Origin of the sequence: Streptococcus intestinihominis, assembly GCF_046824975.1 — a bacterium.
GTDB lineage: Bacteria > Bacillota > Bacilli > Lactobacillales > Streptococcaceae > Streptococcus.
The window spans coordinates 276208-299841 of sequence record NZ_JBKQBL010000002.1; the positions used below are offsets into that span (position 1 = coordinate 276208).

Annotated in this window: 23 protein-coding genes and 1 other annotated feature; of the genes, 2 read left to right on the top strand and 21 right to left on the bottom strand. The window is 43.5% G+C overall.

Annotated elements, in window-relative coordinates; all coding sequences use genetic code 11:
• The 9 genes from ACLOR3_RS04745 to hemW form a co-directional block, all read right to left on the bottom strand.
• A partial coding sequence (locus tag ACLOR3_RS04745; RefSeq protein WP_412037033.1) for an SMI1/KNR4 family protein occupies window positions 1-278 on the bottom strand: 278 nt, incomplete at its 3' end.
• Between the two features lie 346 nt (window positions 279-624).
• On the bottom strand, window positions 625-1614 hold the full coding sequence (locus ACLOR3_RS04750; protein WP_368387344.1) for a hypothetical protein: 990 nt from the start codon (window positions 1612-1614) through the stop codon (window positions 625-627).
• A 47-nt stretch (window positions 1615-1661) separates the two neighbouring features.
• Complete coding sequence (locus tag ACLOR3_RS04755; RefSeq protein WP_368387343.1) at window positions 1662-2645, bottom strand: hypothetical protein; 984 nt, start codon at window positions 2643-2645, stop codon at window positions 1662-1664.
• Window positions 2646-2960: 315 nt separating this feature from the next.
• Window positions 2961-3920: a CPBP family intramembrane glutamic endopeptidase gene (locus tag ACLOR3_RS04760; RefSeq protein WP_368387342.1), complete on the bottom strand. Its 960-nt coding sequence runs from the start codon at window positions 3918-3920 to the stop codon at window positions 2961-2963.
• A 12-nt stretch (window positions 3921-3932) separates the two neighbouring features.
• The gene (locus tag ACLOR3_RS04765; RefSeq protein WP_154852684.1) at window positions 3933-4562 is read right to left on the bottom strand and encodes a TIGR01906 family membrane protein; all 630 of its coding nucleotides are present in this window, start codon (window positions 4560-4562) and stop codon (window positions 3933-3935) included.
• Window positions 4555-5325: a TIGR01457 family HAD-type hydrolase gene (locus tag ACLOR3_RS04770; RefSeq protein ID WP_368387341.1), complete on the bottom strand. Its 771-nt coding sequence runs from the start codon at window positions 5323-5325 to the stop codon at window positions 4555-4557. The genes ACLOR3_RS04765 and ACLOR3_RS04770 overlap by 8 nt, the downstream gene beginning before the upstream one ends.
• A complete protein-coding gene (locus ACLOR3_RS04775; protein ID WP_229046184.1) occupies window positions 5315-6019 on the bottom strand; it encodes a hypothetical protein in 705 nt (234 codons plus the stop codon). Before ACLOR3_RS04775 ends, ACLOR3_RS04770 begins: the two co-directional genes overlap by 11 nt.
• Window positions 6001-6759: an acyl-ACP thioesterase domain-containing protein gene (locus ACLOR3_RS04780; protein WP_154852678.1), complete on the bottom strand. Its 759-nt coding sequence runs from the start codon at window positions 6757-6759 to the stop codon at window positions 6001-6003. Before ACLOR3_RS04780 ends, ACLOR3_RS04775 begins: the two co-directional genes overlap by 19 nt.
• A gap of 3 nt (window positions 6760-6762) precedes the next feature.
• Window positions 6763-7893: a radical SAM family heme chaperone HemW gene (gene hemW / locus ACLOR3_RS04785; RefSeq protein ID WP_411400250.1), complete on the bottom strand. Its 1131-nt coding sequence runs from the start codon at window positions 7891-7893 to the stop codon at window positions 6763-6765.
• Between the two features lie 318 nt (window positions 7894-8211).
• Between hemW and ACLOR3_RS04790 the strand changes: the two genes are divergently transcribed.
• Window positions 8212-9735 (top strand): ATP-binding cassette domain-containing protein, encoded by a 1524-nt coding sequence (locus ACLOR3_RS04790; protein WP_411400249.1) that lies wholly within the window; start codon window positions 8212-8214, stop codon window positions 9733-9735.
• 550 nt (window positions 9736-10285) lie between these two features.
• Here ACLOR3_RS04790 and proC read toward each other — a convergent pair.
• From proC to ACLOR3_RS04850, 12 genes are all read right to left on the bottom strand, one after another.
• Complete coding sequence (gene proC, locus ACLOR3_RS04795; RefSeq protein ID WP_306474656.1) at window positions 10286-11101, bottom strand: pyrroline-5-carboxylate reductase; 816 nt, start codon at window positions 11099-11101, stop codon at window positions 10286-10288.
• Window positions 11102-11104: 3 nt separating this feature from the next.
• Window positions 11105-12349 carry a glutamate-5-semialdehyde dehydrogenase gene (locus ACLOR3_RS04800; protein ID WP_306474657.1) on the bottom strand — a complete coding sequence of 415 codons (1245 nt, stop codon included), beginning with the start codon at window positions 12347-12349 and terminating at the stop codon, window positions 11105-11107.
• Window positions 12350-12360: 11 nt separating this feature from the next.
• Window positions 12361-13470: a glutamate 5-kinase gene (proB, locus tag ACLOR3_RS04805; protein ID WP_154852661.1), complete on the bottom strand. Its 1110-nt coding sequence runs from the start codon at window positions 13468-13470 to the stop codon at window positions 12361-12363.
• Between the two features lie 146 nt (window positions 13471-13616).
• On the bottom strand, window positions 13617-14507 hold the full coding sequence (locus ACLOR3_RS04810) for an RluA family pseudouridine synthase (protein WP_411400248.1): 891 nt from the start codon (window positions 14505-14507) through the stop codon (window positions 13617-13619).
• Window positions 14497-14958: a signal peptidase II gene (gene lspA, locus ACLOR3_RS04815; protein WP_048716749.1), complete on the bottom strand. Its 462-nt coding sequence runs from the start codon at window positions 14956-14958 to the stop codon at window positions 14497-14499. Before lspA ends, ACLOR3_RS04810 begins: the two co-directional genes overlap by 11 nt.
• A gap of 3 nt (window positions 14959-14961) precedes the next feature.
• Entirely contained in the window at window positions 14962-15864 is a 903-nt protein-coding gene (locus ACLOR3_RS04820) for a LysR family transcriptional regulator (protein WP_154852655.1), read from the bottom strand.
• Between the two features lie 124 nt (window positions 15865-15988).
• Window positions 15989-16282, bottom strand: a complete 294-nt coding sequence (gene rpmA, locus ACLOR3_RS04825) for a 50S ribosomal protein L27 (RefSeq protein WP_003002805.1) — start codon at window positions 16280-16282, stop codon at window positions 15989-15991.
• A 17-nt stretch (window positions 16283-16299) separates the two neighbouring features.
• Window positions 16300-16644 (bottom strand): ribosomal-processing cysteine protease Prp, encoded by a 345-nt coding sequence (locus ACLOR3_RS04830; RefSeq protein WP_006596492.1) that lies wholly within the window; start codon window positions 16642-16644, stop codon window positions 16300-16302.
• Window positions 16645-16659: 15 nt separating this feature from the next.
• Window positions 16660-16974: a 50S ribosomal protein L21 gene (rplU, locus tag ACLOR3_RS04835; RefSeq protein ID WP_003007734.1), complete on the bottom strand. Its 315-nt coding sequence runs from the start codon at window positions 16972-16974 to the stop codon at window positions 16660-16662.
• Window positions 16975-17007: 33 nt separating this feature from the next.
• Window positions 17008-17094 (bottom strand) — a sequence feature (ribosomal protein L21 leader region).
• Window positions 17095-17281: 187 nt separating this feature from the next.
• Window positions 17282-19192 carry a fructose-1,6-bisphosphatase gene (locus ACLOR3_RS04840; RefSeq protein ID WP_411400247.1) on the bottom strand — a complete coding sequence of 637 codons (1911 nt, stop codon included), beginning with the start codon at window positions 19190-19192 and terminating at the stop codon, window positions 17282-17284.
• 53 nt (window positions 19193-19245) lie between these two features.
• Complete coding sequence (locus ACLOR3_RS04845) at window positions 19246-20058, bottom strand: pyruvate, water dikinase regulatory protein (protein ID WP_411400245.1); 813 nt, start codon at window positions 20056-20058, stop codon at window positions 19246-19248.
• Window positions 20059-20060: 2 nt separating this feature from the next.
• On the bottom strand, window positions 20061-20699 hold the full coding sequence (locus tag ACLOR3_RS04850) for a helix-turn-helix transcriptional regulator (protein ID WP_285338050.1): 639 nt from the start codon (window positions 20697-20699) through the stop codon (window positions 20061-20063).
• A 239-nt stretch (window positions 20700-20938) separates the two neighbouring features.
• On the opposite strand from ACLOR3_RS04850, the gene ppdK reads away from it, so the two are divergent.
• Window positions 20939-23560 (top strand): pyruvate, phosphate dikinase, encoded by a 2622-nt coding sequence (ppdK, locus tag ACLOR3_RS04855; RefSeq protein ID WP_048716740.1) that lies wholly within the window; start codon window positions 20939-20941, stop codon window positions 23558-23560.
• Window positions 23561-23634 lie beyond the last annotated feature (74 nt).

Here is a 23634-nt window from a genome sequence, read left to right on the forward strand (position 1 = left end):
TGGACAAACAGTCGTTCATCCAATTGGGACATTACAACATCAATCTCATACATGCCAAGTGGATTGTCTTTTGCGTATTCTAATACACACAAAAAACGTTCGACTACTTTGTTGTTATTCCCAAAATGAAAATACCGTTTGGTCGGAATGACCCCATTCTTTGATTTTATAAATGTTTTATAATCATCAGGCAGTTTAATCTTCCACGCCGTTTCTCTTTCCTGTAATAGCGCATCCGTTGGCAAGGGGGAGATGATTGCTTGTTCTAGTTGGGTCATACCTTCTTCTCCTACAATCCCTGTTCTCAATGGTGTACCTGATTCCAGAGTAACATCAGTCATATATTTTGGTATTGCTGGCAATGCATATACATCTTAAAGTGGGGGGTCGTATCGTTATTCTTATTTTTAAAGATGAATATGTAAATCTTTTCCTAACACTCCGTCTAAAATAAACGAATCGAGACTAATTTTGATTTCATTATTTTTTTCATTATATTCCCTCATAAGTGATTCATATTGATATTCCGATTATATTTTGCCTTCAATTAGTCAAAATATTTTGCACCATCATCTTTATCGTATTCATTTGCCTGAATGATATCATTTTGTTTCCTTTCCAACATCAATCGGTTGCATTTAAGATTTTCCGGGCCTTTTCCAAATCGTAATATCGATCAAATTCTTCTTTTGTCTGAATGGTATGTTCTTGTCCATCTATTGACAACTCAGCCGGAATTGTGGCATCTCTATAGAGATTTACACCCTTCTTCATAAAGAGTTCATATACAGACATGGGCCTTGAATATCGATCGGCACTGTTCCTAGGATTTAAAATTATTACTTTTGTATCCTTTTGTTCAAGCAACTGATAAGCTTTCGAAGATTTTTTGAATCGCGTTTTTGATAAGTTTTTAGGATCAAAAAAGAAACTATCATGGTCTAAAAATATATATTTCGAACCACTGCTATCTGGATCTTGATCAAGGTTGAACTGTACTGAAGGTTTCCTCTTGTCATTTATCGCAAGTTGATCGTGTTGTTCCAGTTTATGGGTATCCAAATTAAGAAAAATCTCCTTTCGAACAGAAGGATCTTTCAAACTTCTAATAGATAATTCAACTAGTTCGCTTCCATTGGATCTATATATGGAACCTAAGTCTGATGGAATATAGTTAGAATCAAAGTTCTCCACTAACTTATATAAATCAATTTCTTTCTCTTCTTTTAATTTCTTTCCTTCGATCTTATAAAGGCTCAACGTCCAATATTCATCCTTAGATGGTCGTTCCTTATAAAAATAGGGATTATCTTTTAATTTCATATTGGAACGCAGAATGTGATATTCTCCCGCACGAATCTGGTTGTAATTTCTATAACTTCCATACTTCTTTATTTTCTGATCTTCCTCAGGTGTCGTTGATTTCCAGTGAGCAATCAGACCAGCACCATCCGCAATCATCTCATAGTCATCAATTTTGGCTTTCCCGTTGTACTGACCAAATTGACTATAATAGTTTCTATTATAGGAGTCATAACAAACCCAAGCAACTACTATGAGTGTGAGAGCAAGGAGAACCGAAAGCATGACTTTTTTCTTTCTTTTTTTCAACATTTAAACAGATCCTTTCTATAGGATTTTCAAACTTAAGCTGTTTTCACCTATTTTTCAAATTTCGACAGAACGGATGTAACTATTTTTTTGATGACTGCTATTCCAACTAAAATCATCGCATACAATAAAAACGGAGGAATTAACAGTAAAGCAATTTTCCATCCTTTAAAGAAAGCTAGGCCTTTATTCGATCGAATGGGCTTCACTTCTACCAGCTTCATTCGCAATAGTTTCAATGTAACTTCTTCTTGTCTTGTATCAAGTGAAACACTCTTTTCTCCTGAGTTTTCACTATCTAGATAGGCCTGAGCCATTCTGACTAGATACAGTCTCTCATCTTCTTTCACAATGGTAGCAAATAGCTCCCTTGCCTCATTAATATTTCCTTTTAGGGACTCATTGACTGCCCTTAGGTACATGGATTCCAATTGAGAGAATTTGGTAGTTGTTACTTCCTTTAAGATGGCATCATTGGGCTCTTTTTTGACCAGAATATCGTAGCGGGCTCTGTAAGCCATTTTGAGTGGTTCATCATCTGCGAAATAGTTAGAGAGTAACTCCTCAAACTCATCCTCCTTCAAATCCGGCCTAGAAAATAGGTTCGCATTCAAGAGAATTTCGTTTAATTTTACTTGTTCAGCATCTGTAAACTTCTGATTCTCCTTGAGTTCCTTTACAACTGCTTCAATGGATCCAAAGTCACCAATCCTATAGAAATAGAAAATAGTGGCAACCTGTACACGCGCTTTAATAGTTTTGATACTCTTTCTTTTTTGAGTCAGAATATAGCTTGCCATCAGGTCAAGATTGATATCCTCATAGATGAGACTATACAACCTTTTGATTAAAAGCGTATCTTTAATGATAGCTAGAACCAGCTCAATCATTAGGTAAATCAAAAAACAAATGGTTGCAATATTTTTACTTTGGGTTACGTGCACAATATACAAAAATGGTAGGGCTAGAATGACCAGTAGGACGATCACTGGAATATTGTAACGCTTTCTAAGTTCTCTATAATCTTTAACCATAAAACTCCTATTTCATTGACAATTTCTTTCGTATACTTCTTAGTAGATCTAGACCGAGCGATGATGCAGCAAGCAATTTCCAATCAACCTGATCGCTTACCATCACTTCTACTACCTCTATTATAGCAAAAAAGAGAGTGGGACAGAAATCGGTAATTCGTTAGAATTCGATTTCGTCGTCCCACCTCCGCACAGTTGAGTAGGGCTGTAAAAGCTGATGAAATCTGCGTGGTAGAGCCCACTCAACCACTGCGTATTGCTCGACAATCCAAAAAGAATTGAGAGGCTAGGACTTTTGTCCCAGCCTCTTTGATATTAATAACCTCTTAGGTAAGGAAGTAAGGACATAAGAGTTGTCCCAAGGACCAAGACCCAGAACCAGAAGGAATACATGCTTCTTTGGAAGACGCCTGGTGCTGGTCGGTTTTCTTGTATGTAGTGAAAAATAGCTTTTCTCTTTAAAACCAAGACAATGGTAAAGGCGATGGTTCCACCTAAAAAGACTAGAATTTGAACCCACTCGGCCACATTCATATTGACATGGGTGCCGAGGTAATGAAGCCCTTGAGAGAGGACCAGGTTGTTAAAGATATGGTAGAAAATAGCCCACCAGATCGAATACTCGAAGGTCAAGTAGCCAAAGCCAAAGCCGATAATCGTCGCAAAGAACAACTGATCAAAATTGGCATGGAACATTCCAAAAGCCAAGGCTGTCATGACAATCGCAAAGACTTTTCCATACTTTTCTAAGGCTCTCAAGCCAGCCGCCCGGAATACCAATTCCTCCGTGATGGGACCGATCAGGGTCGCATAGAGCAAGAGACTCCAAGATTGGCTGAGTTGCTCAGACATATCCTCTTGAGGCTTGAAAAAGCCTAAGGTTTCCATCATGTGGTCCAATAGCTGAGATAAGGCACTAGAAGCCAATTGGGCAAACCCCAAGAAGGCAATGAACACTAAGAAAATCTGCCAGGTCATCTTGCGTCCCTTTTGTCTCACATCTCCTTTAAAGAGTGATCCTTGCCGATAAAGGGCAAATAGGAGGATACCTATACTGACAGATATCAAGTAGCTAATCCCATTTCCATTGATGATTGAAGCGACTTCCTCCTGCTTCTCTGCCATCTCCACCCCATACCGTCCATACATAAAGAGGGTAATGGCAAAGGTCGAAATGATGCTGACAAAGACCATGACCAAGAGATAGAGGCAAACCATCCCTGAAAAGCTTCCCAAATCCTTTTTGGGATCTATAAATCGATTGAACTGTTTCATCCATTCACTCCACTAATCTACTGTTTTTCTTTTCCAACTCCACCCGTAGCACCATCCAAAAGCCCCTTCATACAATACAAAGAAAATCAGAAAGGCATGTAGGAAATAGTCCTCCGGTAGTGCTAGAATAATCGGATCCCGATAAGGATCAAAGAGCCAGGTAGCATCTCCGACAAAGAGGACTTGGTGAAAGAGGGTAAAGAATTGATCAAAACCAATAAAGAGGGTCACTCCTCCTATAATAATCGGCAAGAGAACCATCCCACCAAATAAAGGGCGATAGAGGCCTGCGTAGCCCTTACGCATCACTGTTCGAATAAATCGTACAGCTACTGGCAACAAGATCAGGAATAAGACCTGGGTCAGGTGAAAGAGGTACTTGACTGCTTGAAAATGATGGAGCCCATCGGGAGAAGATGGAAAATCAGGCATCTCCAACTTCCAGGTAAAAGGACTGGTCAAATACTGCATAAGGATCTGAAAATTCTTCTGGATGACTGTTGGAGCCAAACCAGTCCGATTCTGAATTCTTAACCAGCCAATCTCCATGGGATAGATCAACCAGGCTAGTAGAATGGCCCCCAAAATCACCGTTGCTAAGAGCCAGAGGACAAAGCCCGTTACTTTCAACCGATCACGCATCGAAATCCCACTCCGCTAAGCTCGATAGGACGTGCGTTGGTGGCAAGGGTAGGTCTGGCACTTCTTCTGGCTTGGTAAAGCCAGTGGTCACCAGCAAAGTAGGAATGCCATTGTCAATCCCTGCTCGGATGTCGGTCAGGTAATTATCTCCCACCATGACCACTTCTTCGCGCTCTAGTCCCAGGTGAGCGATGGCCTTATCCATGATAATGGCATTGGGCTTCCCGATAAAGGTTGGCTTCACGCGCGTCGCCGCTTCGATCAGGGCATTTAGAGCACCAGCCCCTGGCATCATCCCGCGCTCTGTCGGAATATTAAGGTCTGGATTTGTCCCGATGAAATGGGCTCCCTTTTGAATAGCCAAGGTCGCAATGGAGAATTTCTCATAGTCTACTTCCCAGTCGAGACCCACCACCACATAGGCTGGATTTACCGTATCTTCGACAAAGCCTGCCTCAGCAATGGCCTGTTTCAAGCCTACATCTCCAATGACATAGGCAGTTTTCCCAAGATTCATGTCCACCATATAATCAATGGTTGCTAGTGTCGCTGTATAGATGGTATCCAATGGCGTTTCGATATTGAACTGGCCTGCCAGCATTTCTCGGACCATTTCCGGCGTCCGGGTAGTATTGTTGGTCACAAAGAGATAGGGGATTTGACGCTCTTGCAATTCATGAACAAAGGCTTCCCCAGCAGGGATCCGCTCCTTGCCCTTGTAGATGGTTCCATCTAAGTCAATTAAATAACCCTTATAAGTCATGAGATTCTTGGTCTCCTTTTTCACTTGCTTCCTCTGCTACTTTGTCCTGATCCTGAAACTGGCCTCCTGCTCCATACAGAAGCAAACAAGCCCCATATAAGGCAAATTGAAGGACCAAACCGAAGAAATTGATACTTGCTTTTCCAGCCTGAGTAAAGAGGAAGGATGAAATCATCAAGATGACGATAGTCACCATCAAGCCACCGATCTTAGCTTGATCAATGGTAATGGTATAGACGCCGCTCTCTTTTTCCTCATTGCTTTCTTTCCCTGCCTGGATAGGCTTCATGGTCTCGATGAAATCTGTCATTAAGGTCGCTGCGAGGCTGACAGTCGTACTAAAGAGGACACCTTGAGAGAGCTTATCAAAGAAGTTACTCCAGAAACTACCCGATTGGCTGGTAATACTCAAGGAAAAGACAACGACAGGCAGGATAAAGGCCAAAATCAAATGAATCCAGACACGATACCAGCGAACATCTTCCTTGAGAAAACGCATAAAGGCTTCAAAACTCAACCGATAGCGGACAAAACGAACCGCTTCTTCAATAAAGATATAAAAAGCTGCGACTAAGGTCAAGAAACCATCTCCCAACACATAGAGGGGATTTTTCTTACGACGAGCATAAGCAACAACCCGTCGTTGAACCTCCATCAAGTCTTCTTTTTTCTGTTTTAATCTTCGTTTTTCCATAATGTTTCCTTATCTATTTCTTCCCAAGTGATGAGGGCTTGGGCGTGGATTTGGCCTTCTGATGAGATGACATGATTGCTGATCATCCCTTCCCGCTCGACGCTAGAGGTGATCATACCTCCAGGCAAGACTTCCTTGACATACTTGAGATGGACCCGTTTGGGGATATGCTGGGTTAGGAATTCCGCTCCCATGACTTCAAAGACCCAGTCCAAGTACTTGCTGTTGTTGACATGGCCGTTCATATCTAAATCATAGAAACGTACATGGTAGTCCTGCTCCATGGCTCCATTCAGTTCTGGATAGCGTGGACCACGGCGGATCTTCTTCTCAAATGGTGACTCATATGGCTCTGTGATCTCCTCTGGTACAGATTGGACCTTGCGGCTGTCCCGGTCCATCAAGACGAAGGTAGCCACCATCTCGACGATGGCTTCCCCCTTCTGGTCTCTAACGACAAAGGAACGATAGCAAAAGAGACGATTGTGGGCGAGTGCTTGAGTCTCAATGGTAATCAGTTCATCAAAGACCGGTAGGCGATGAACCCTGATGTCATAGTCAGTGATAATCCAGACTAGATTGTACTGTTCGAGCAGGTCCTTGTCACTGACACCGATCTCCATGGACTGCATGCCTGATACCTGTAAGGACAGGAGGATGAGCTGGGGCATCTTGATAAAGCCATTCACATCGCTCATATCAAAAGGAACTTTCATGTCATACTGATAAATTTTAGCCATCTTTTACTCCAATATAAATTTCTCTGCTACGGTATCACCAAGGAACAAACCTCTCTTGGTCATCCGGACTTGCTTGTCATCTGGAACCAAAAGTCCCTGCTCCGTCAGACTGGCCACCACTTGTCCATAGCGTTGGTCAAAGGACACACCGAATTTTTCTTCAAAACGTGCCTTGGACACACCTGTCTTTTTCCGTAGACCGAGGAACAACTCCTCTTCCATCTTCTCTTCCAGTGTCAGGTGTTCCTCTGTGATTCGAGCCTTACCTGCTTCAACTGCCTCCAGATAATGCCGGATAGGTCCGTGATTCTTGTAGCGAATCCCATCCACATAACCAGAAGCTCCTGCTCCTAGACCATAGTATTCTGCATTATCCCAGTAGACCAGATTGTGTCGACTTTCAAAGCCTGGCTTGGAGAAATTGGAAATCTCATAATGCTCAAAGCCTGCTTTTTCCAATTCCTCAATGATGTACTCGAACATCTCTGCTTCCAGCTCCTCTTTCGGTAGAGGAAGCTTGCCCCGTCTCATGCGATTCATAAAGACCGTGTGGTTCTCTAAAATCAAGCTATAGAGGCTCATATGGGGAATGTCCAAATCGATCGCCTTAGCGACATTTTCCTTGACCTGGTCCATGGTCTGACCGGGCAGAGCATAAATCAAGTCAATGGAAATATTGTCAAAGCCTGCCTGCTTAAGGTGGCGGATATTGTCATAAATATCCTGCTCCTTGTGGCTCCGCCCAATCTTCTTCAACATCTTATTATCAAAGGTTTGAACCCCCAGAGAGACCCGGTTGACCTGAGAGTCCTTGAGGACTGCGATCTTATCCGGATCCAAATCTCCAGGATTGGCCTCGATGGTAAACTCCTCTACCTCCGATAGGTCCATGACCTTGGGCAATTCTGTCAAGAGATAGGCCAGTTGCTGGGCAGATAGAGCTGTCGGCGTCCCTCCACCGATGTAGAGGGTCCGGAGTTTGCCAATCTCATATGACCGAGTCTCCTGGATCAGGTGTTCCAAATAGGCATCGACCGGTTGATTCTTGATAAAAACCTTCGAAAAGTCACAATAATAACAAATCTGGGTACAAAATGGAATATGCACATAGGCAGAGGACGGTTTAGCTTGCATAACCTTTATTATACCACATTTCGCACCAAATCCCGAGTAGAAAAGAGAGGGTAAAGCAAGGATTTCCTTGACAAGAAAGAATGAAAGGAATAGAATAAAGCTAATCACATTCGGAGGTAAGGAGATATGAACAACTAAGTTTCGTTAAATAAGATACTTTATTTAGTGGACTGCTTGTTCTATCTCTTTTTGTGTACCCTCTTGCCTATTCTCCAACTTCTTGTTGGCTATATTAGGTCTTTTTCTATTTGGGTTCCACTTGAATACAGCTCTACTAAATAGGTAGAGCTGTTTTTTGTCCCAGTAGAAAGGAATCTTATGATAAAACTATCCCACCTTACCATCCGCCATACAAAAGATTTACGTGATTTGGTTCGCGATCTATCCCTAACCATTCATGAAGGAGAAAAAGTTGCTATTATTGGCGAAGAAGGAAATGGAAAATCTTCCTTACTTCAAGTCCTCATGTCCCCAAAATCCCTACCAGATTATCTGAGCATGGAAGGAGAAATCACCACTTCATTTCACTCCTATGCCTATATCCCCCAGACTTTGCCGGAAGCCTTGAAAGGAAAAACCTTGGAAGAATATTTTTTTGGAGAAGACGAGCTAGACTATGCCACCCTCTACAGACTGGCTGATCAATTGCAATTTGATAGCGACCGCTTTGCAAGCGACCAAGCTATTGGAAGTCTATCCGGAGGAGAAGGCCTCAAAGTCCAACTTCTTCACGAACTTTGTCGTCCTCATGAATTGTTATTTTTAGATGAACCTTCAAATGATCTGGATTTGGAAACCCTGGACTGGCTCCAGCAGATGATCCAAACGAGCCTCCAAACAATCCTATTTATTTCCCATCATGAGGATTTTTTGACGCAGACGGCGGATACGATCATCCACCTAAGACAGATCAAACACCGCAAGGAGGCTGAAACCATTGTAGAGCACCTAGGCTATCAAGACTACAGTAGCCAGAGGGAGCAACAATTCAAGCAACAGACTCAGCAAGCCGCCAATGATCAACGAACCTACAAGAAAACAATGGAGAAGCATCGCCGCGTCCGTCAGCAAGTTGAAACATCCTTACGAAACACTAAGGATAGCACTGCTGGACGTCTCCTGGCAAAGAAAATGAAGTCCCTCCTCTCACAAGAAAAGCGCTATGAGCGAGAATTCCAATCCATGACTTCCCAACCCTATGATGAGGAAGTCATCAATCTGCATTTCCCTCCCCTCACTCCCTTGTCTCCTCAAAAACGAGTCCTTCTCTTAGATCAGGAAGCGCTCGCGATTGGTGACCGGGTCCTGGTCAAGAACCTCTCCCTCACTCTTCAAGGGCAGGACAAAATAGGGATTATCGGTTCCAACGGTGTGGGGAAATCCACTTTCCTAAAAATGATATGGAAAAGTCTACAGAAGAATGAGAGTATCCACTCTGCCTATATGCCGCAAGATTACACTGAAGGCCTCCCTTTGACTCAGACACCCGTTCAATTTCTACAGCATTCAGGAGACCGCGAAGAAATCAACACCATTCAATTGCATTTAGCCTCCCTCAACTTTACCTATTCTGAAATGCACCATCCGATCTCTGAGCTTTCTGGTGGCCAGCAAGGAAAACTCTTTCTCCTACGACTGGTACTCACAAGTCCCCAGTTTCTACTCTTGGACGAGCCTACCCGCAATTTTTCCCCCACTTCTCAACCAGAAATTCGACGCCTATTCGCAGACTACCCAGGCGGACTAGTCACGGTCTCCCACGACCGGAACTTCCTCAAAGAAGTCTGCCAAAAAAACTATCGTCTGACCGAAAACGGTTTGGTAGAAATAGAGTCGCTCTAACGTAAAAAAGATTGGCCAGAACCAATCTTGGAGAACAAAGAAAAAATGTTCTATTATACAAATCTAACAAATCCAGAGTTATCCAAGCCTCTATTGAAACTTTTCCGCCGTGAGAAAAGTGCCTGAAACGTATTAGTTTCAGGCACTCGGAATTATTGAGAGTAAAACAGTTTGGGAAACTGTTTTAGCCTGAGCCCGGAAATTAAAGAGCGAAGGGGCTCAAAATGAATTGAACACGAGCTTCGGATTGTGTCAAAAGTGCAAATACATTAGTACTAAATCCAAGACACAGTAGCTGATTGAATTCTTCTCTCGCCTTTCAGCTCGGAAGAATACTAATCAGCCTTGTGGGGGCAGGACAACGAAGCAATCCCATACAACAGTGCTTCTGTCCTGCTCCCTATTTTGACTTTATCCGCAGACGCCCTTTGTATCTTAATTTAGTCATGGAACTTCGAGGAAGTTCGCTGACGTCCGATCTCACCTAAGGAAAGTTTCTAAGAGGACTTTATTTTCAATCTGAAAGATTGGCCAAAACCAATCTTTTTTTCTATTTCTTCGCTGCATCTTGTCCCATTTCCTGGGTACGCTTGTAGGCTGCTTCCACTCCTGCAATAATGTCGCCCCGTAAGCCGACTTGTTCTAAGCGATTGACTCCTGCGATGGTAGAGCCACCTGGGCTACAAACTGCATCTCGCAAGCGGGCTGGGTGCTCGCCTGTCTCTAGGACCATTTGACTAGCTCCTTGGAAGGTCTGGGCCGCCATTTGCAAGGCTTGCTCTCGAGTAAGCCCTAAGCTTACTCCTGCATCTGCCATAGCTTCAATCATCTGATAAACAAAGGCTGGACCACAGCCTGCAACAGCCGTTGCAGGATCCATTAATGTTTCCTCGATTTCGTAGAGAGCCCCTGCTCCTGCTAAGAGCTGGTTGACTTGGGCTACTTGCTGATCTGTCACTGCTTGAGAGCGAGCCAGACTGATAACCCCTTGACCAATGGCTACGGGCGTATTGGGCATGATGCGGATGAGACCCACCTGGTCATTCTGGATCACATCAGCCATTTTTTCTAGCTCCAGGCCTGCAGCCATGGACACCAGCAAGAGATTGGAGCGTTGAGACAGGACAGTTTGGTACTCTTCTAAAAGAGGACAGATCTGGTAGGGTTTGACCCCTAAGAAGATGACCTCCGCTTCTTTAAAAGCCTCTTCAAGATCAGACGCTGTTCCCCCATACTGGCCGATAAACTCTTGCACTTTTTGAGGGGAACGGTTGATCAAAAGCAGATCTTTCGCAGCCACTTCTTTTGCGACCGCTTTGGCCAGACTGGCTCCCATATTTCCAAGACCGATAAATGCTACTTTCATGACTTACCTCACTTGACCATTTCCAGTGACCTGATACTTATAACTGGTCAGCTCACGCAAGCCCATAGGACCACGCGCATGCAACTTCTGGGTCGAGATGCCCATCTCACAACCTAGGCCAAACTCTCCGCCATCTGTGAAGCGGGTCGAAGCATTGACATAAACGGCCGCCGAGTCTACCTGGTTGCTAAAGAGTTCAATGGCTGTCGCATCTTCAGAGACAATGGCATCTGAATGATGGGTACTGTGGGCTTCGATATGAGCAATGGCTTCTTCTACAGAAGGGACGACCTTCACGGCCATGACATAATCTAAGAATTCCGTATCAAAGTCAGTCTCAGAAGCTGGTGAACCGTTAATGATTTGCTGGGCTTGAGTATCCAAGCGCATCTCCACTGGTACCGGAGCCTCGTCTACCAAGACTTTCTTCACTAGTGGCAGAAAGTCCCCTGCAATAACTTCATGCACCAAGAGGACTTCCATGGCATTGCAGACGGATGGTCGGCTGGTCTTGGCATTCTGGATGATATTGATAGCCTTGTCTAAATCCACCGCCTGATCGACATAGACGTGGACAATTCCAGTCCCTGTCTCAATCACGGGTACAATTGCTTGCTCTACGACAGCTTGGATCAAGCCAGCTCCCCCACGTGGGATGAGAAGATCTAAATCCCCCTTGGCCTTCATCATGACCAGACTGCTTTCCCGACTAGTATCTTCTACCAACTGGAGGACAGCCGGATCAATGGTAGTGGCTTGCAAGCCTGTCTTCAAAGCTGAAACGATGGCATGGGCCGTCTGATAGGCATCCTTGCCACTGCGCAAGACAACAGCACTCCCACTTTTCAGGGCCAAGGCAGCTGCATCAGAAGTCACGTTTGGACGACTTTCATAGATAATCCCAATGACTCCCATGGCCACTCGTTTCTTCTGAATGACCAAGCCATTCTCCAGGGTCCGCTCCTCCAAAAGCTCTCCAACTGGATCTGGTAGGGCAACCACTTGGAGTATCCCATCTGCCATCGCTTGAATCCGCTCTTCTGTCAAGAGTAGGCGATCCAGCATGACCTCCGAAATCCGACCCCGAGCTGCTTCCATATCCAATTGATTAGCAGCTAGAATTTCAGCTGTAGCCTCGACTAAGGAGTCAGCCATAGCTCTTAAGGCTTTATTTTTTTCATCACTTGTCGCAGTATTAATACTTTTTTTGGCCTGTTTGGCCAGGCGAATCTGTTCAATTGTCTCCATCTGACTCCTCCTTAAAATTCTGTAAATAAGAGTTCTACCTCAGGTGTGATGGCAATCCAATCATCCCGGTGAATGACGATACCCTTTGGCTTTTGACCGTGGAGGAGATCTTTAATGGCTGCAGCCCCTAAGCGGGTACGCCCTTTCCCAATGACCTGCCCAGATACTGCATCGTGCACCGTGATAATATCAGAGTAAGAGAAGGCTCCCTCAACCTTTACCACACCGGACACAAGGATACTCTTGCCCTCTTCTTTGACAGCCTTAACTGCTCCTTGGTCCAGCCATACAGAACCTTGACTAGGGGCATAGAAGGCCAGCCATTGTTTCTGATTACGCAAAAATTTGTCCTGAGCTGTAAAATAGCTGCCATCCTGGGTTTTCTCTGCCGCTTCTAGAAGAGCATCTTCTTTCAAGGATGAACAGATGTAAACAGGAACTCCTGACTCTGTAGCGATCGTGGCTGCCTTGATTTTTGTCAACATGCCTCCGGTACCATTGCTAGATCCTGCCCCACCTGCCATCTCGATAATCTCCTTGCTGATTGAATCGATTCGATCCAAGCGTTTGGCAGTCGGATCTTTTTGAGGATGGCCCGTATAAAGACCATCGACATCTGTCAGTAAGACCAAGAGATCCGCCTGGACCATAGCCGCCACTTGGGCACTTAGGGTATCGTTGTCTCCGACCTTGAGTTCTTCAATCGAAACTGTATCATTCTCATTGATAATCGGAATAGCCCCTCTTTGCAAGAGGACAGACAGGGCCTGGTGGGCATTTTTATAGCGACGTTGGTCGACAAAGTCATCCTGGATCAAGAGGACCTGGGCAGATACGATGTCGCGGACAAGTAGATTAGAGGTATATTCTTCTAACAGCAGACCTTGGCCAACTGCTGCAGAAGCCTGTTTGTCTGCGATTTTGGTTGGACGTTTTTTGAAGCCAAGCGCACCAAAACCTGCCGCAATCGCCCCCGAAGAGACCAAAATCAATTCATGCCCTTGCTCATGTAAGAGAGCTAGTTGTTGGGTGATGGCCTTGACCTTGCTCCGAGACAAGCTTCCATCTTGATTGGTTAGGGAAGAGGTTCCCACTTTAAACACAATTCTCTTATTCTTCATCCATTCATTCTCCAGAGTATTCGATTGTAACATTATACCATGAAAGCCTTAAAAAATACTAAGAGCGGACCAGGGGGAACCCCCATTTGCCCACAAAAAAACGAGTTTGAACCACAAGAGGTAAACTCGTTTTTATGATTGAATGCTTATCCTTGACGGAGCTGCTCCAAGGTTTTTTGGAAAATATCCGGAACCTCCACTGAAAACTCCATGACCTCTCCCGTCCGAGGATGGGTAAAGCCCAGTGTTTTAGCGTGGAGGAATTGCCCATGGCCTTTCAAAGTCCTGCGAGGTCCATAGACTTCATCACCAGCGACCGGATGGCCAATATAGGCCATGTGAACCCGGATCTGGTGGGTTCGCCCGGTCTCCAATTGCAGTTCGACCAAGCTATAATCCCCGAAACGCTCCAAGACATGGAATCGAGTCAGGGCAGGTTTCCCTTTAGCTGTCACAGCCTGCTTCTTGCGGTCCTTGTCACTTCGCCCAATCGGTGCCTCGATGACACCCCGATCATTAGGCAAATTGCCATGAACAATAGCCCAATACTTGCGTAGAGACTTCTTAGCCTTGAGTTCATCTGCCAAGGCTACATGCGCTGTATCATTCTTGGCCACCATGAGGAGGCCAGAGGTGTCCTTGTCAATCCGATGAACAATGCCCGGACGAAGCTCTCCATTGATCCCTGACAAGTCCTTAATGTGATACATGAGGGCATTGACCAGAGTTCTACTGGTGTGACCAGCACTAGGATGGACCACCATGCCCTGAGGTTTATTGACCACTGCGACATCCGCATCCTGATAGACGATCTCTAAGGGGATATCTTCTGCCTCATAGGTCACTTCTTCAACTTGAGGGACTTCATAACTGATGACATCCCCTTCTTTTACGGTATACTTGGCCTTTTTGACTTGTCCGTTAACGAGGATCTTTCCTTCCTTGATCTGCTCATTGGCCAAGCCACGTGAGAGCTCAGTCAACTCTGAGACGGCCTTATCCAGTCGCGCACCAGCGACTTCCACTCTAACTTCCATGGCTCTCCTCTCTCAATAGATAAATCAGTAGCAGTCCCACCCCGATGGTTAAATAGATATCCGCTACATTGAAGATGGCAAAATTCATAAAATCCAAGTGGAACATATCGACGACAAAGCCCTGACGGAGCCGGTCAATAAAGTTGCCGATCCCCCCTGAAATAATCAAGGTCAATCCCAACAAGAGCCAAATGGAGCCTTTGATATGGCGATAGAGATAGACAAAGGCTGCCCCCATCGCAATCAAAGTAATGATGGTAAAGAACCACTGTTGGTTTTCTAACATGGAGAAGGCCGCTCCAGAGTTCTTGAGGTAGGTCAGACTGACTACTTTGGGAATGAAGCGACGCATACCCCCTAACGGGATCTCCTTGACAACATATCCCTTCACCGCTTGATCTAGGAGAATCAAGAGGAGGATACTAATAAAAATACTTACTTTTCTCTTCATTACCTACCTCTTCTCATCAAAGTAGGCTTCCATGACTTGGACAAACTTTTCAGCCACTGGTGAGAGATCCACCTCTTCCCGCTTGACATAGACCATTTTATTATTCAGATCATCGATTAAGGGGATAACGGTAATGCCATTCACCGACTGGCTATCCAAGAAGCCAGACCCGGTCGCATAGGCATCGGTCCGCTCTAAGATCCCATTCAGGGTTGCGCGGTCCGTCACATTGAAGAGCTGGGAACTGCTACTCGTATCGACGAAGTTCTCCGAATAGTAGAGATACTCATCCTTTTCCTGGGTGAAGCGAACAGTCGGTAGGTGTGCCAAGTCCTCCATCACTAAGAATTCTTTCTTAGCTAATGGATGACCCTTGCGCAAATAGATATGGGTCTGGAAAGGAATCAGGTCAACGACTTCCAAGCCCAGTTTATCCACCCGTTGCATGATCCCTTTGGTATTTTGCTTATTGAGGTAGATAATCCCCAATTCACTATGACCCTGAGCCACTTCATCCAGGATTTGAACCGTCGTTGACTCAAAGATCCGGAAATTTTTATTCTCAGGGTAAAGGACAGAGAATTGGGTAATCAAAGGAGGAAGGAAATCATAGTGCTGACTCGAGATTGAGAATTCCTTCTTTTCTTCCTCAGGATTGGCATACTGGTTTTGAAAAACATCAAAGCCCTTGACCAATTCTTGGGCCTTCTCATAAAATTCCATCCCGCGGCGGGTCAAGAAAGTCCCTGAACTAGTCCGACGGAAAATTTTAAAGCCCAGTTCCTTTTCCAAATCTCTCACAGAGATGGACAGACTCGGCTGACTGACGTACATTTTTTCAGCTGCTTCACGAAAAGTACCACTATTGGCAATCGCGACAACATAGCGTAATTGTTGAATATTCATGTCTTCTTCCTTCTAACAATATCACTCCATTATACCATAATCTAGAGGATGAAAAAAGAAAGGGACATCAATCGAGAGAGATCAAAAAAACTCCCTGATGAGTCAGAGAGTTTTTGAATACAAATTATTTTGCGATTGGGTAAACAGAAACTTGTTTCTTATCGCGACCTTTGCGTTCGAAGCGTACTACGCCTTCAACTTTAGCGAACAAAGTATCGTCTCCACCACGTCCAACGTTCACACCTGGGTAGATGTGAGTACCGCGTTGACGGTAAAGGATAGATCCACCTGTTACAGTTTGTCCATCAGCTGCTTTAGCTCCAAGACGTTTAGCTTGTGAATCACGTCCGTTTGATGTAGAACCTCCACCTTTTTTGTGGGCGAAAAGTTGCAAGTTAGCAAGATTCAATTTCAACATAATTGTTTTCCTCCATGTTAGTTTTCTGTGATAACTCTTGTTTGGACGAACTCGGATGAGTTCTCCGATAAGTTTGCCATCCCTAAGAAAAATGATTCAAAGAATAGTTGGGTCATTTCTCTTTGATGAGGTGGAATGTCTGTCGGGATTGTGACCCGCATGAAGCCACCCTCTTCTTCGTTTAATTCTAGTTCCGGTTCATAGCCTGCAAATTTCTCAACTGAGTTGACAAAGTTAATGGCAAGCGTAGAAACCGATGCACACACGACATCTAAGCCGTATTCGCCACTTTCGGCGTGACCAGTAATTTCTGCACTCCTCAGCTCGCCATCTTCGGCTCGTTCAAAGACTGCTTGTATCATGTGTTCTCCTAAAAATTAAGCGTTGATTGCGTTGATGACAACTTTAGTGTAAGGTTGACGGTGACCTTGTTTACGGTGGCTACCTTTTTTAGGTTTGTACTTGTAAGTAACAACTTTCTTTTGTTTTCCTTGTTTTTCAACAGTTCCAACAACAGTAGCTCCTGAAACAAGTGGAGTTCCGACAACAGTGTTTTCACCACCAACAAGAACAACTTCGTTAAATGTAACTTCTTGACCAGCTTCAACGTTCAATTTTTCAACGTAGACTGCTTGACCAACTTCAACTTTAACTTGTTTTCCGCCAGTTTTAATGATTGCGTATGTGCTCATTATGCACCTCCTATGTATTTTTGGGTTTCCCCGTATTTTGTGAAGACTCGCCTAGCATCGTGGGACGAACCACTTAAGCTCAAAGGATGAGCAACGATGATCGAGCGGTTGCACAGGCATGTGCATAGTCAACTCTCTAAGTATATCACTTCTATCAGACAAAGACAAGCATTTTTGTTCCTTGAAAACGGATTTTCTTTTAAAAATTTCTTTTAAGTGTTTACAAGAATTAAACGGCTTCTATAAATCTCAGCTATCTTTATAAAGGAGCTATTTATGATTTAGTTGTTTCCTTTGATGAATGATCTCACCCATCATAAAATTCATGGAGCAATTGGATCAGTTCTTGCTGTTGTTCTAGTAAGTTCTGACCGATGGTGGTGGATTGGATGAGGGTACGGTCCTCCAGGTCTTCAATTACCCTCTTCAAGGAAGTTTGCTCAAATGGCGAATCTACTACCTTTTGAATGTCTTGGAAGGGCTGGTGGGTTACCAGTTGAAAACCATAGGAATTATTAAGGAGTGAATAGCCTGCTGTACCTGTCTTCTTTTGATATGCTTCGCAAAGACCCCCATCAATGACAAAGAGTAGGCCTTCACCTCGAATAGGCGATTCCCCTTTTCCTGTCTTCACTGGTGTATGTCCATTCACAATGCGAGATACCTTGGCTTCAAGACCAAATTCTTCTAAAATTAATTGGCAAATCTTTTTTGAATTGCGATAGCTAAAATACTCATTTTCTATTTCCTTATGCGTTTCTGTCTCCTCAATAAAATACCGTTCGAAGGTCGTCATCTTATTCTTCCCAAAGAGAGGAGATAAGTGCCCTCGCCAGCAATACCATACTATATCGGTTGAAAGGTCGTCCCCAACTTCTTTGTTTTTTGCTGCAAGTCGAATATGGTATTCGAAAAAGTCTAGTAATTCTTTCCCAGCATACTGGGCTTGATGAAGAACTAGAGGTTGAAATTCCCCAGAGGGTTTCAAGGGAATACAGCCATGAAAAAGCAAGTGGTGGTTGTAAACCTTATACATGGAACCTTTTTTCATTAACAGCTCCATATGTTTGGCCATTTTGGGAGATCCTTGGAAGGAAGCCAGCATGCTGTCTACTATTTGTTTTTCCTCTAAGGATAATTCAGAAGGATTTTCCCGATCTATGGTTTGGAAGCAGGTGTTTTTCAAGGAATAGCTGTTCCCGTCAATGCTGATTGTATTCTTCCAATAATCAATGTTATCCAGCAAGATTTGATTGTCCATCTGAAATTCCGGCCGTCTCTTCATCAATTGAGTTTCTATCTTAAATTGGAGAATGGCCAGCGCTTGATGGACTTTTTCCAGCTGCAATATTTCTTCAGCTGTAAATTCCTCTGCTCTTGTCCCAAGGATGGGCCTAAACTTAGGATTGGCTTTGTAGGTTTTATCCGCAAACAGGGTTAAGGATCGAATGTTTAAGCCGTAGGCTTTTTCGATATCCCATAAATAACCGTACCGTGCTGCAATGCGCAATACATTCAATAAACAGGCCTTGGATCCAAAGAAAGCTCCCATCCAAATGATATCGTGATTGCCCCATTGAATATCTAAGGAATGAAACTGAAGGAGCTCATCCATTACCTGGGCACTTCCAGCCCCTCTATCAAAAATATCTCCTACCACATGCAGGTGATCTATCAATAAGCGACGAATACTGCTGGCAATTCCCAAGATAAAAGGATCCGCTTCTCTTAGTTCAATAACATAACTTAAGATAGTATGGAAATAAGAATGTTTATCAGCTAGCGTAAGATCACTATAGATCAGTTCTTCAATGATATAGGCATATTCCTGGGGCAAGGCCTTTCTCAGTTTGGAACGGCTATATTTAGCTGCTACAAAACTCAATAGAGTTAAGAGTTGAGAAATCGTTGATTTATACCACTCTTTCTCCTTATTCACTTGTTCCAAAACCCGCTCTGGATAAGATACCAGAGCTGACAATGTATTCTTTTCCTCTTGTGTCAAGGAGGCTCCAAAGCAATCATTAATTTTCTCATTTAAAATTCCAGCGCAACTTCTCAAAATATAATCAAAAGCCGCAAATTCTCCATGAATATCACTTATGTAGAGCTCTGTCCCTTTGGGTAGGTTTAAAATGGCCTCAAGATTAGTGAGTTCAGTAATGACTTTTTGACGAGAATCAAATTTCTCTAGTAAAATACGCTTATATTGCTCCATATCATTTCTCCAAGGAATCTGCAGTTACAACCCAATCTAGGCTGATTCAAGAATCAGTTCATCTTTTTTACTTGCTCCTCAATTAGGAAAGCTGTCTCTTCAATCGATTTATCCGTCATATTGATGACTTGAGCGCCATATTGTTTAAAGACCTTCTTGGAATAATCCAATTCTTGATAGATTTTTTCTAAATCCGTATAACTTGTTTCTTGTGTTAATCCTAAAGAATCCAAGCGATGACTTCGAACTTTCATTAATTTTTCGGGCTCACAGATCAGACCAATCAAACGACGAGAGTCAACCTTATCTAAGACCTGAGGTAAGGGAACTTCTGGGATCAAAGGTAGATTTGCAACCTTGTAGCCCTTATTGGCCAGGTAAATACTCAGGGGTGTTTTTGAGGTACGGGAAACACCAAGCAGGACCAAATCGGCTTCTAAAAACCCCTGGGGTGCCTTACCGTCATCATATTTCACAGCGAATTCGATTGCTGAAATCTTTTTAAAATAATCACTGTCCAGGCGGTGCAAGGTTCCTGGAACTTCGATTGGTCTGGTTCCGGTCTTTTCTTGGATGATTTCAAAAAATGGATGCATAAGATCTAAATAAGCCAGACCATTTTTTTGGCTAAATTCTCTAGCTACTGATGCTAACTGACTATTGACCAAGGTGCTGATGACAAGTGCATTATCCTTCAAGGCATCAGATAAGATATCCAAGAGTTCCTCTTCTTGATTGATAAAAGGGAAACGGTAACTATTATTAAAAATGATATCTGGATACTGTGCGGTAACTGCTGACAATAATTTTTGGGAAGTCCCTCCCAAAGAATCTGAAATACTATATACAATGATCTCTTTTTTCATATTTATTCCTCTTCACTCTTCAGTTCAGCATTTCTTGCTTGTAAGATAATGTAATCGAGCAAGACTGATTTGGTCACCGATCCCACAATTTTTCGGTTATTTTCCTCATCGACTACCGGTAAGGAATCGATGGCATGATCCTGCAAGAGGGCAGCCGCTTCTAGGATGTTCATGTCTTTTGTACAGGTAATGATATGTGGCATTCGAGTCATACAAACTGCTACAGGGGTGGTCTGGATACTCGAATTAAGAGATGCCCTCAATAAATCTTTACGGGACATAATACCCAGTAAGAGCTTGTCTTCATCGATAACATAAAGGACATCGGCATCATACATAAATAGGGTGATAATGGCATCCTGAATATAGGAATCATGGGTGACTAATACAGGAGAGGTCATGATCTCTGCCACTTCTTTTTGAAAAGTATCAAAAAAGAAAAGTGTTTCGAGATCTAATCCAGAATAAGTATAGCCAATTTTGGGAGTCGCTTTCAATATACCAACCAAGGTCAAAAAGGACAAATCTGGTCGCAGGGTCGCTCTTGAAATATCCAATAAATCAGAAATCTTCTCCCCACTTAAGGGCTGATGCATTTTTACAATTTCAACTATTTTCTTTTGTCGTTCACTTAATTTCAAAATTTCCTAGCCTTTCTATTTCTAGCTCCATGATGATGATATCAGGCATCTCTAAAGCAATATTTGTCATATTTTCATCATTTAGTTTTAAATAATCATCATTTTTAATAAACATTATAGCAGAATAATCCAATTAGTCAACATAAAAAGATGTATGTTTTGTTTGACAAATATATGTGATGTATAATACAATGATTTTGTCTTAAATATGACACATATTTAGTTTTTTGGAGGCTTATATGACAAAATGGATTTACTCCTTCGAAGAAGGAAGTGCGAAGGCCAATGATCTACTGGGTGGGAAAGGCGCTAATTTAGCTGAGATGAGCCATCTGGGACTACCGGTTCCTCCTGGATTTACCATCACCACAAAAAGTTGTATCCACTATCTCGATAATCCCGACTTCTTTGAGTCCTCTTTGAAAGAGGAAGTTTTGAAAGCGGTTGCTAAACTTGAAGAAAAAACGGGTAAGTCTTTTAGCGGAGAAGATCCTCACTTACTCTTAGTGTCTGTCAGAAGCGGGGCTAAATTTTCTATGCCTGGGATGATGGATACCATTCTCAATCTTGGTCTCAATGATCAGCGGACTCAATTACTGGCCAAAGAAACCAATCTAGATTTTGCCTACAACTGCTATCGCCGTCTACTCCAGATGTTTGCTGATGTAGTCTATGGCATCGATAAGGGACTTTTTGATGATCAACTAGCAGCTTTTGAACAAAAACAGAATAAAAAGGTCCATGATTTTGACCTAGCCCAGCAACAGGAATTGATCCAGCACTATAAAGATCTCTACTCCAAACACAAGCAAGAATTTCCTGAGAACCCTCATGAACAACTCTTCGCTGCCATCCAAGCTGTCTTCAAATCCTGGAACAACAATCGGGCTAGAATTTATCGGGAGCTTCATCAGATCCCTCATGATTTAGGAACAGCTGTCAATGTCCAGGCCATGGTCTTTGGAAATAGTGACCAAGCCAGTGGTACAGGGGTTTGCTTCACTAGAAACCCTGCAACTGGTGAGACAGAACTGTTTGGTGAATTTTTGCTCAATGCTCAAGGGGAAGATGTGGTCGCTGGGATCCGCACTCCTGAGCCGATTGCAGCCTTAAAAGAAATCCAACCTGAAACCTATCAGGCTTTCAGAGACTACGCCAAGATCCTTGAAAATCACTATAAGGATATGCAAGATATTGAATTTACCATTGAGAAAGGCAAGATCTACATCCTCCAAACCCGAAATGGTAAACGAACAGCCAAAGCTTCTTTAAAGATTGCTCTAGATATGGTGGATCAAGGTCTAATTAGTAAGGAAGAAGCTCTCCTGAGAGTCGCTCCTACTTCCATCAGTCAACTGATTCATCCAGTCTTTGAAGAAACTGCTTTAGAGAAATCACCCTTCTTAGCTCAAGGCCTACCAGCCAGTCCAGGTGCAGCTACTGGCCAAATCGTCTTTACCGCCGACCGAGCTAAAGAAATCGATCAAGAAGGTAATAAAGTCATCCTGGTTCGGCAAGAAACTTCCCCAGAAGATATTGAAGGCATGATTGTCAGCCAAGCTATTGTTACCAGCCAAGGGGGAATGACCTCCCACGCTGCTGTTGTAGCTCGTGGCATGGGAACTTGCTGTGTCGCAGGTTGCGGGGAATTGACTATCAGTGAAGAAAATAAAACCCTTTCCTGTGGCAATCTGGTACTAAGGGAGGGAGATCTCATCTCCGTCGATGGTTATTCTGGTCGCATTTATCGTGGCGAACTTCCTACTGTCCTAGTTGAGAACAACCAAGACCTCCAGCGCTTGCTTGTTTGGGCAGATGAAGTCGCCATCCTCCAAGTTCGAGCCAATGCAGAAACCGTCAAAGACTTGACGACCGCCATGAACTTTGGGGCCAAAGGGGTCGGGTTGGCCCGGACGGAACACATGTTCTTTGGACAAGAACGGATTCTTGAAATGCGTCGCCTCATCTTAGCGGATACCGAAAAAGAAACAAAAGAAGCCCTCAATAAGCTCCTAGAATTCCAAGAAAAAGATTTCTACCAAATGTTCCAAACCGTCCAAGATAAACCGATGATTGTCCGCCTGCTCGATCCACCTATGCATGAGTTTCTACCTAAGGATTCCCAAGAAATTGCATTATTAGCAAGCAAACTAAAAAAATCTCCTGATAAACTTGCCGACCGTATTGAAAGTCTGCAGGAAAGCAATCCGATGTTGGGACACCGGGGTTGCCGTCTCGGCATAACCAAGCCGGATATCTACAAGATGCAGACAGAAGCTATTTTTAGAAGTGCTATCAAATTGCATCAAGAAGGTCAAAAGATTAAGCCGGAAATCATGGTTCCTTTAATTGCTGATCAAAAAGAATTAGCATGTATCAAAGAGTATCTTGTTCAGCATATTGAACAGCTTTTCAAACAGTATGGTCAGGAGCCATTCCCTTATGAAATTGGTACCATGATTGAACTGCCCCGCGCCTGCCTAACTGCTGATAAGCTGGCTCAAGAAGCAGATTTCTTCAGCTTTGGCACCAATGACTTGACCCAGATGACCTATGGCTTCTCTCGGGATGATATTGGCAAGTTCATCGGCCACTACAAGGACAAGGATATTCTTTCTTTTGACCCCTTCCAAAAAATCGATAGGGAGGGAGTCGGTGAATTAATGAGAATTGCTATCAGCAAGGCCCGTCAAGTAAAACCGAACCTCACTATCGGTATCTGTGGCGAAGTTGGCGGAGATCCTTCTTCAATCTCCTTCTTCCAAGACATACAAGTCACCTACGTTTCCTGCTCTCCTTACCGGGTTCCTGCTGCTAGACTAGCCGTCGCTCAAGCAGCACTCAAAGAAGGACAGAATTAAGTCCCCCTTACATTAGAAAAGCACCCTTGAAGCTAGAAGCATCGCATCTACATTCAAGGGTGCTATTTTTCTTT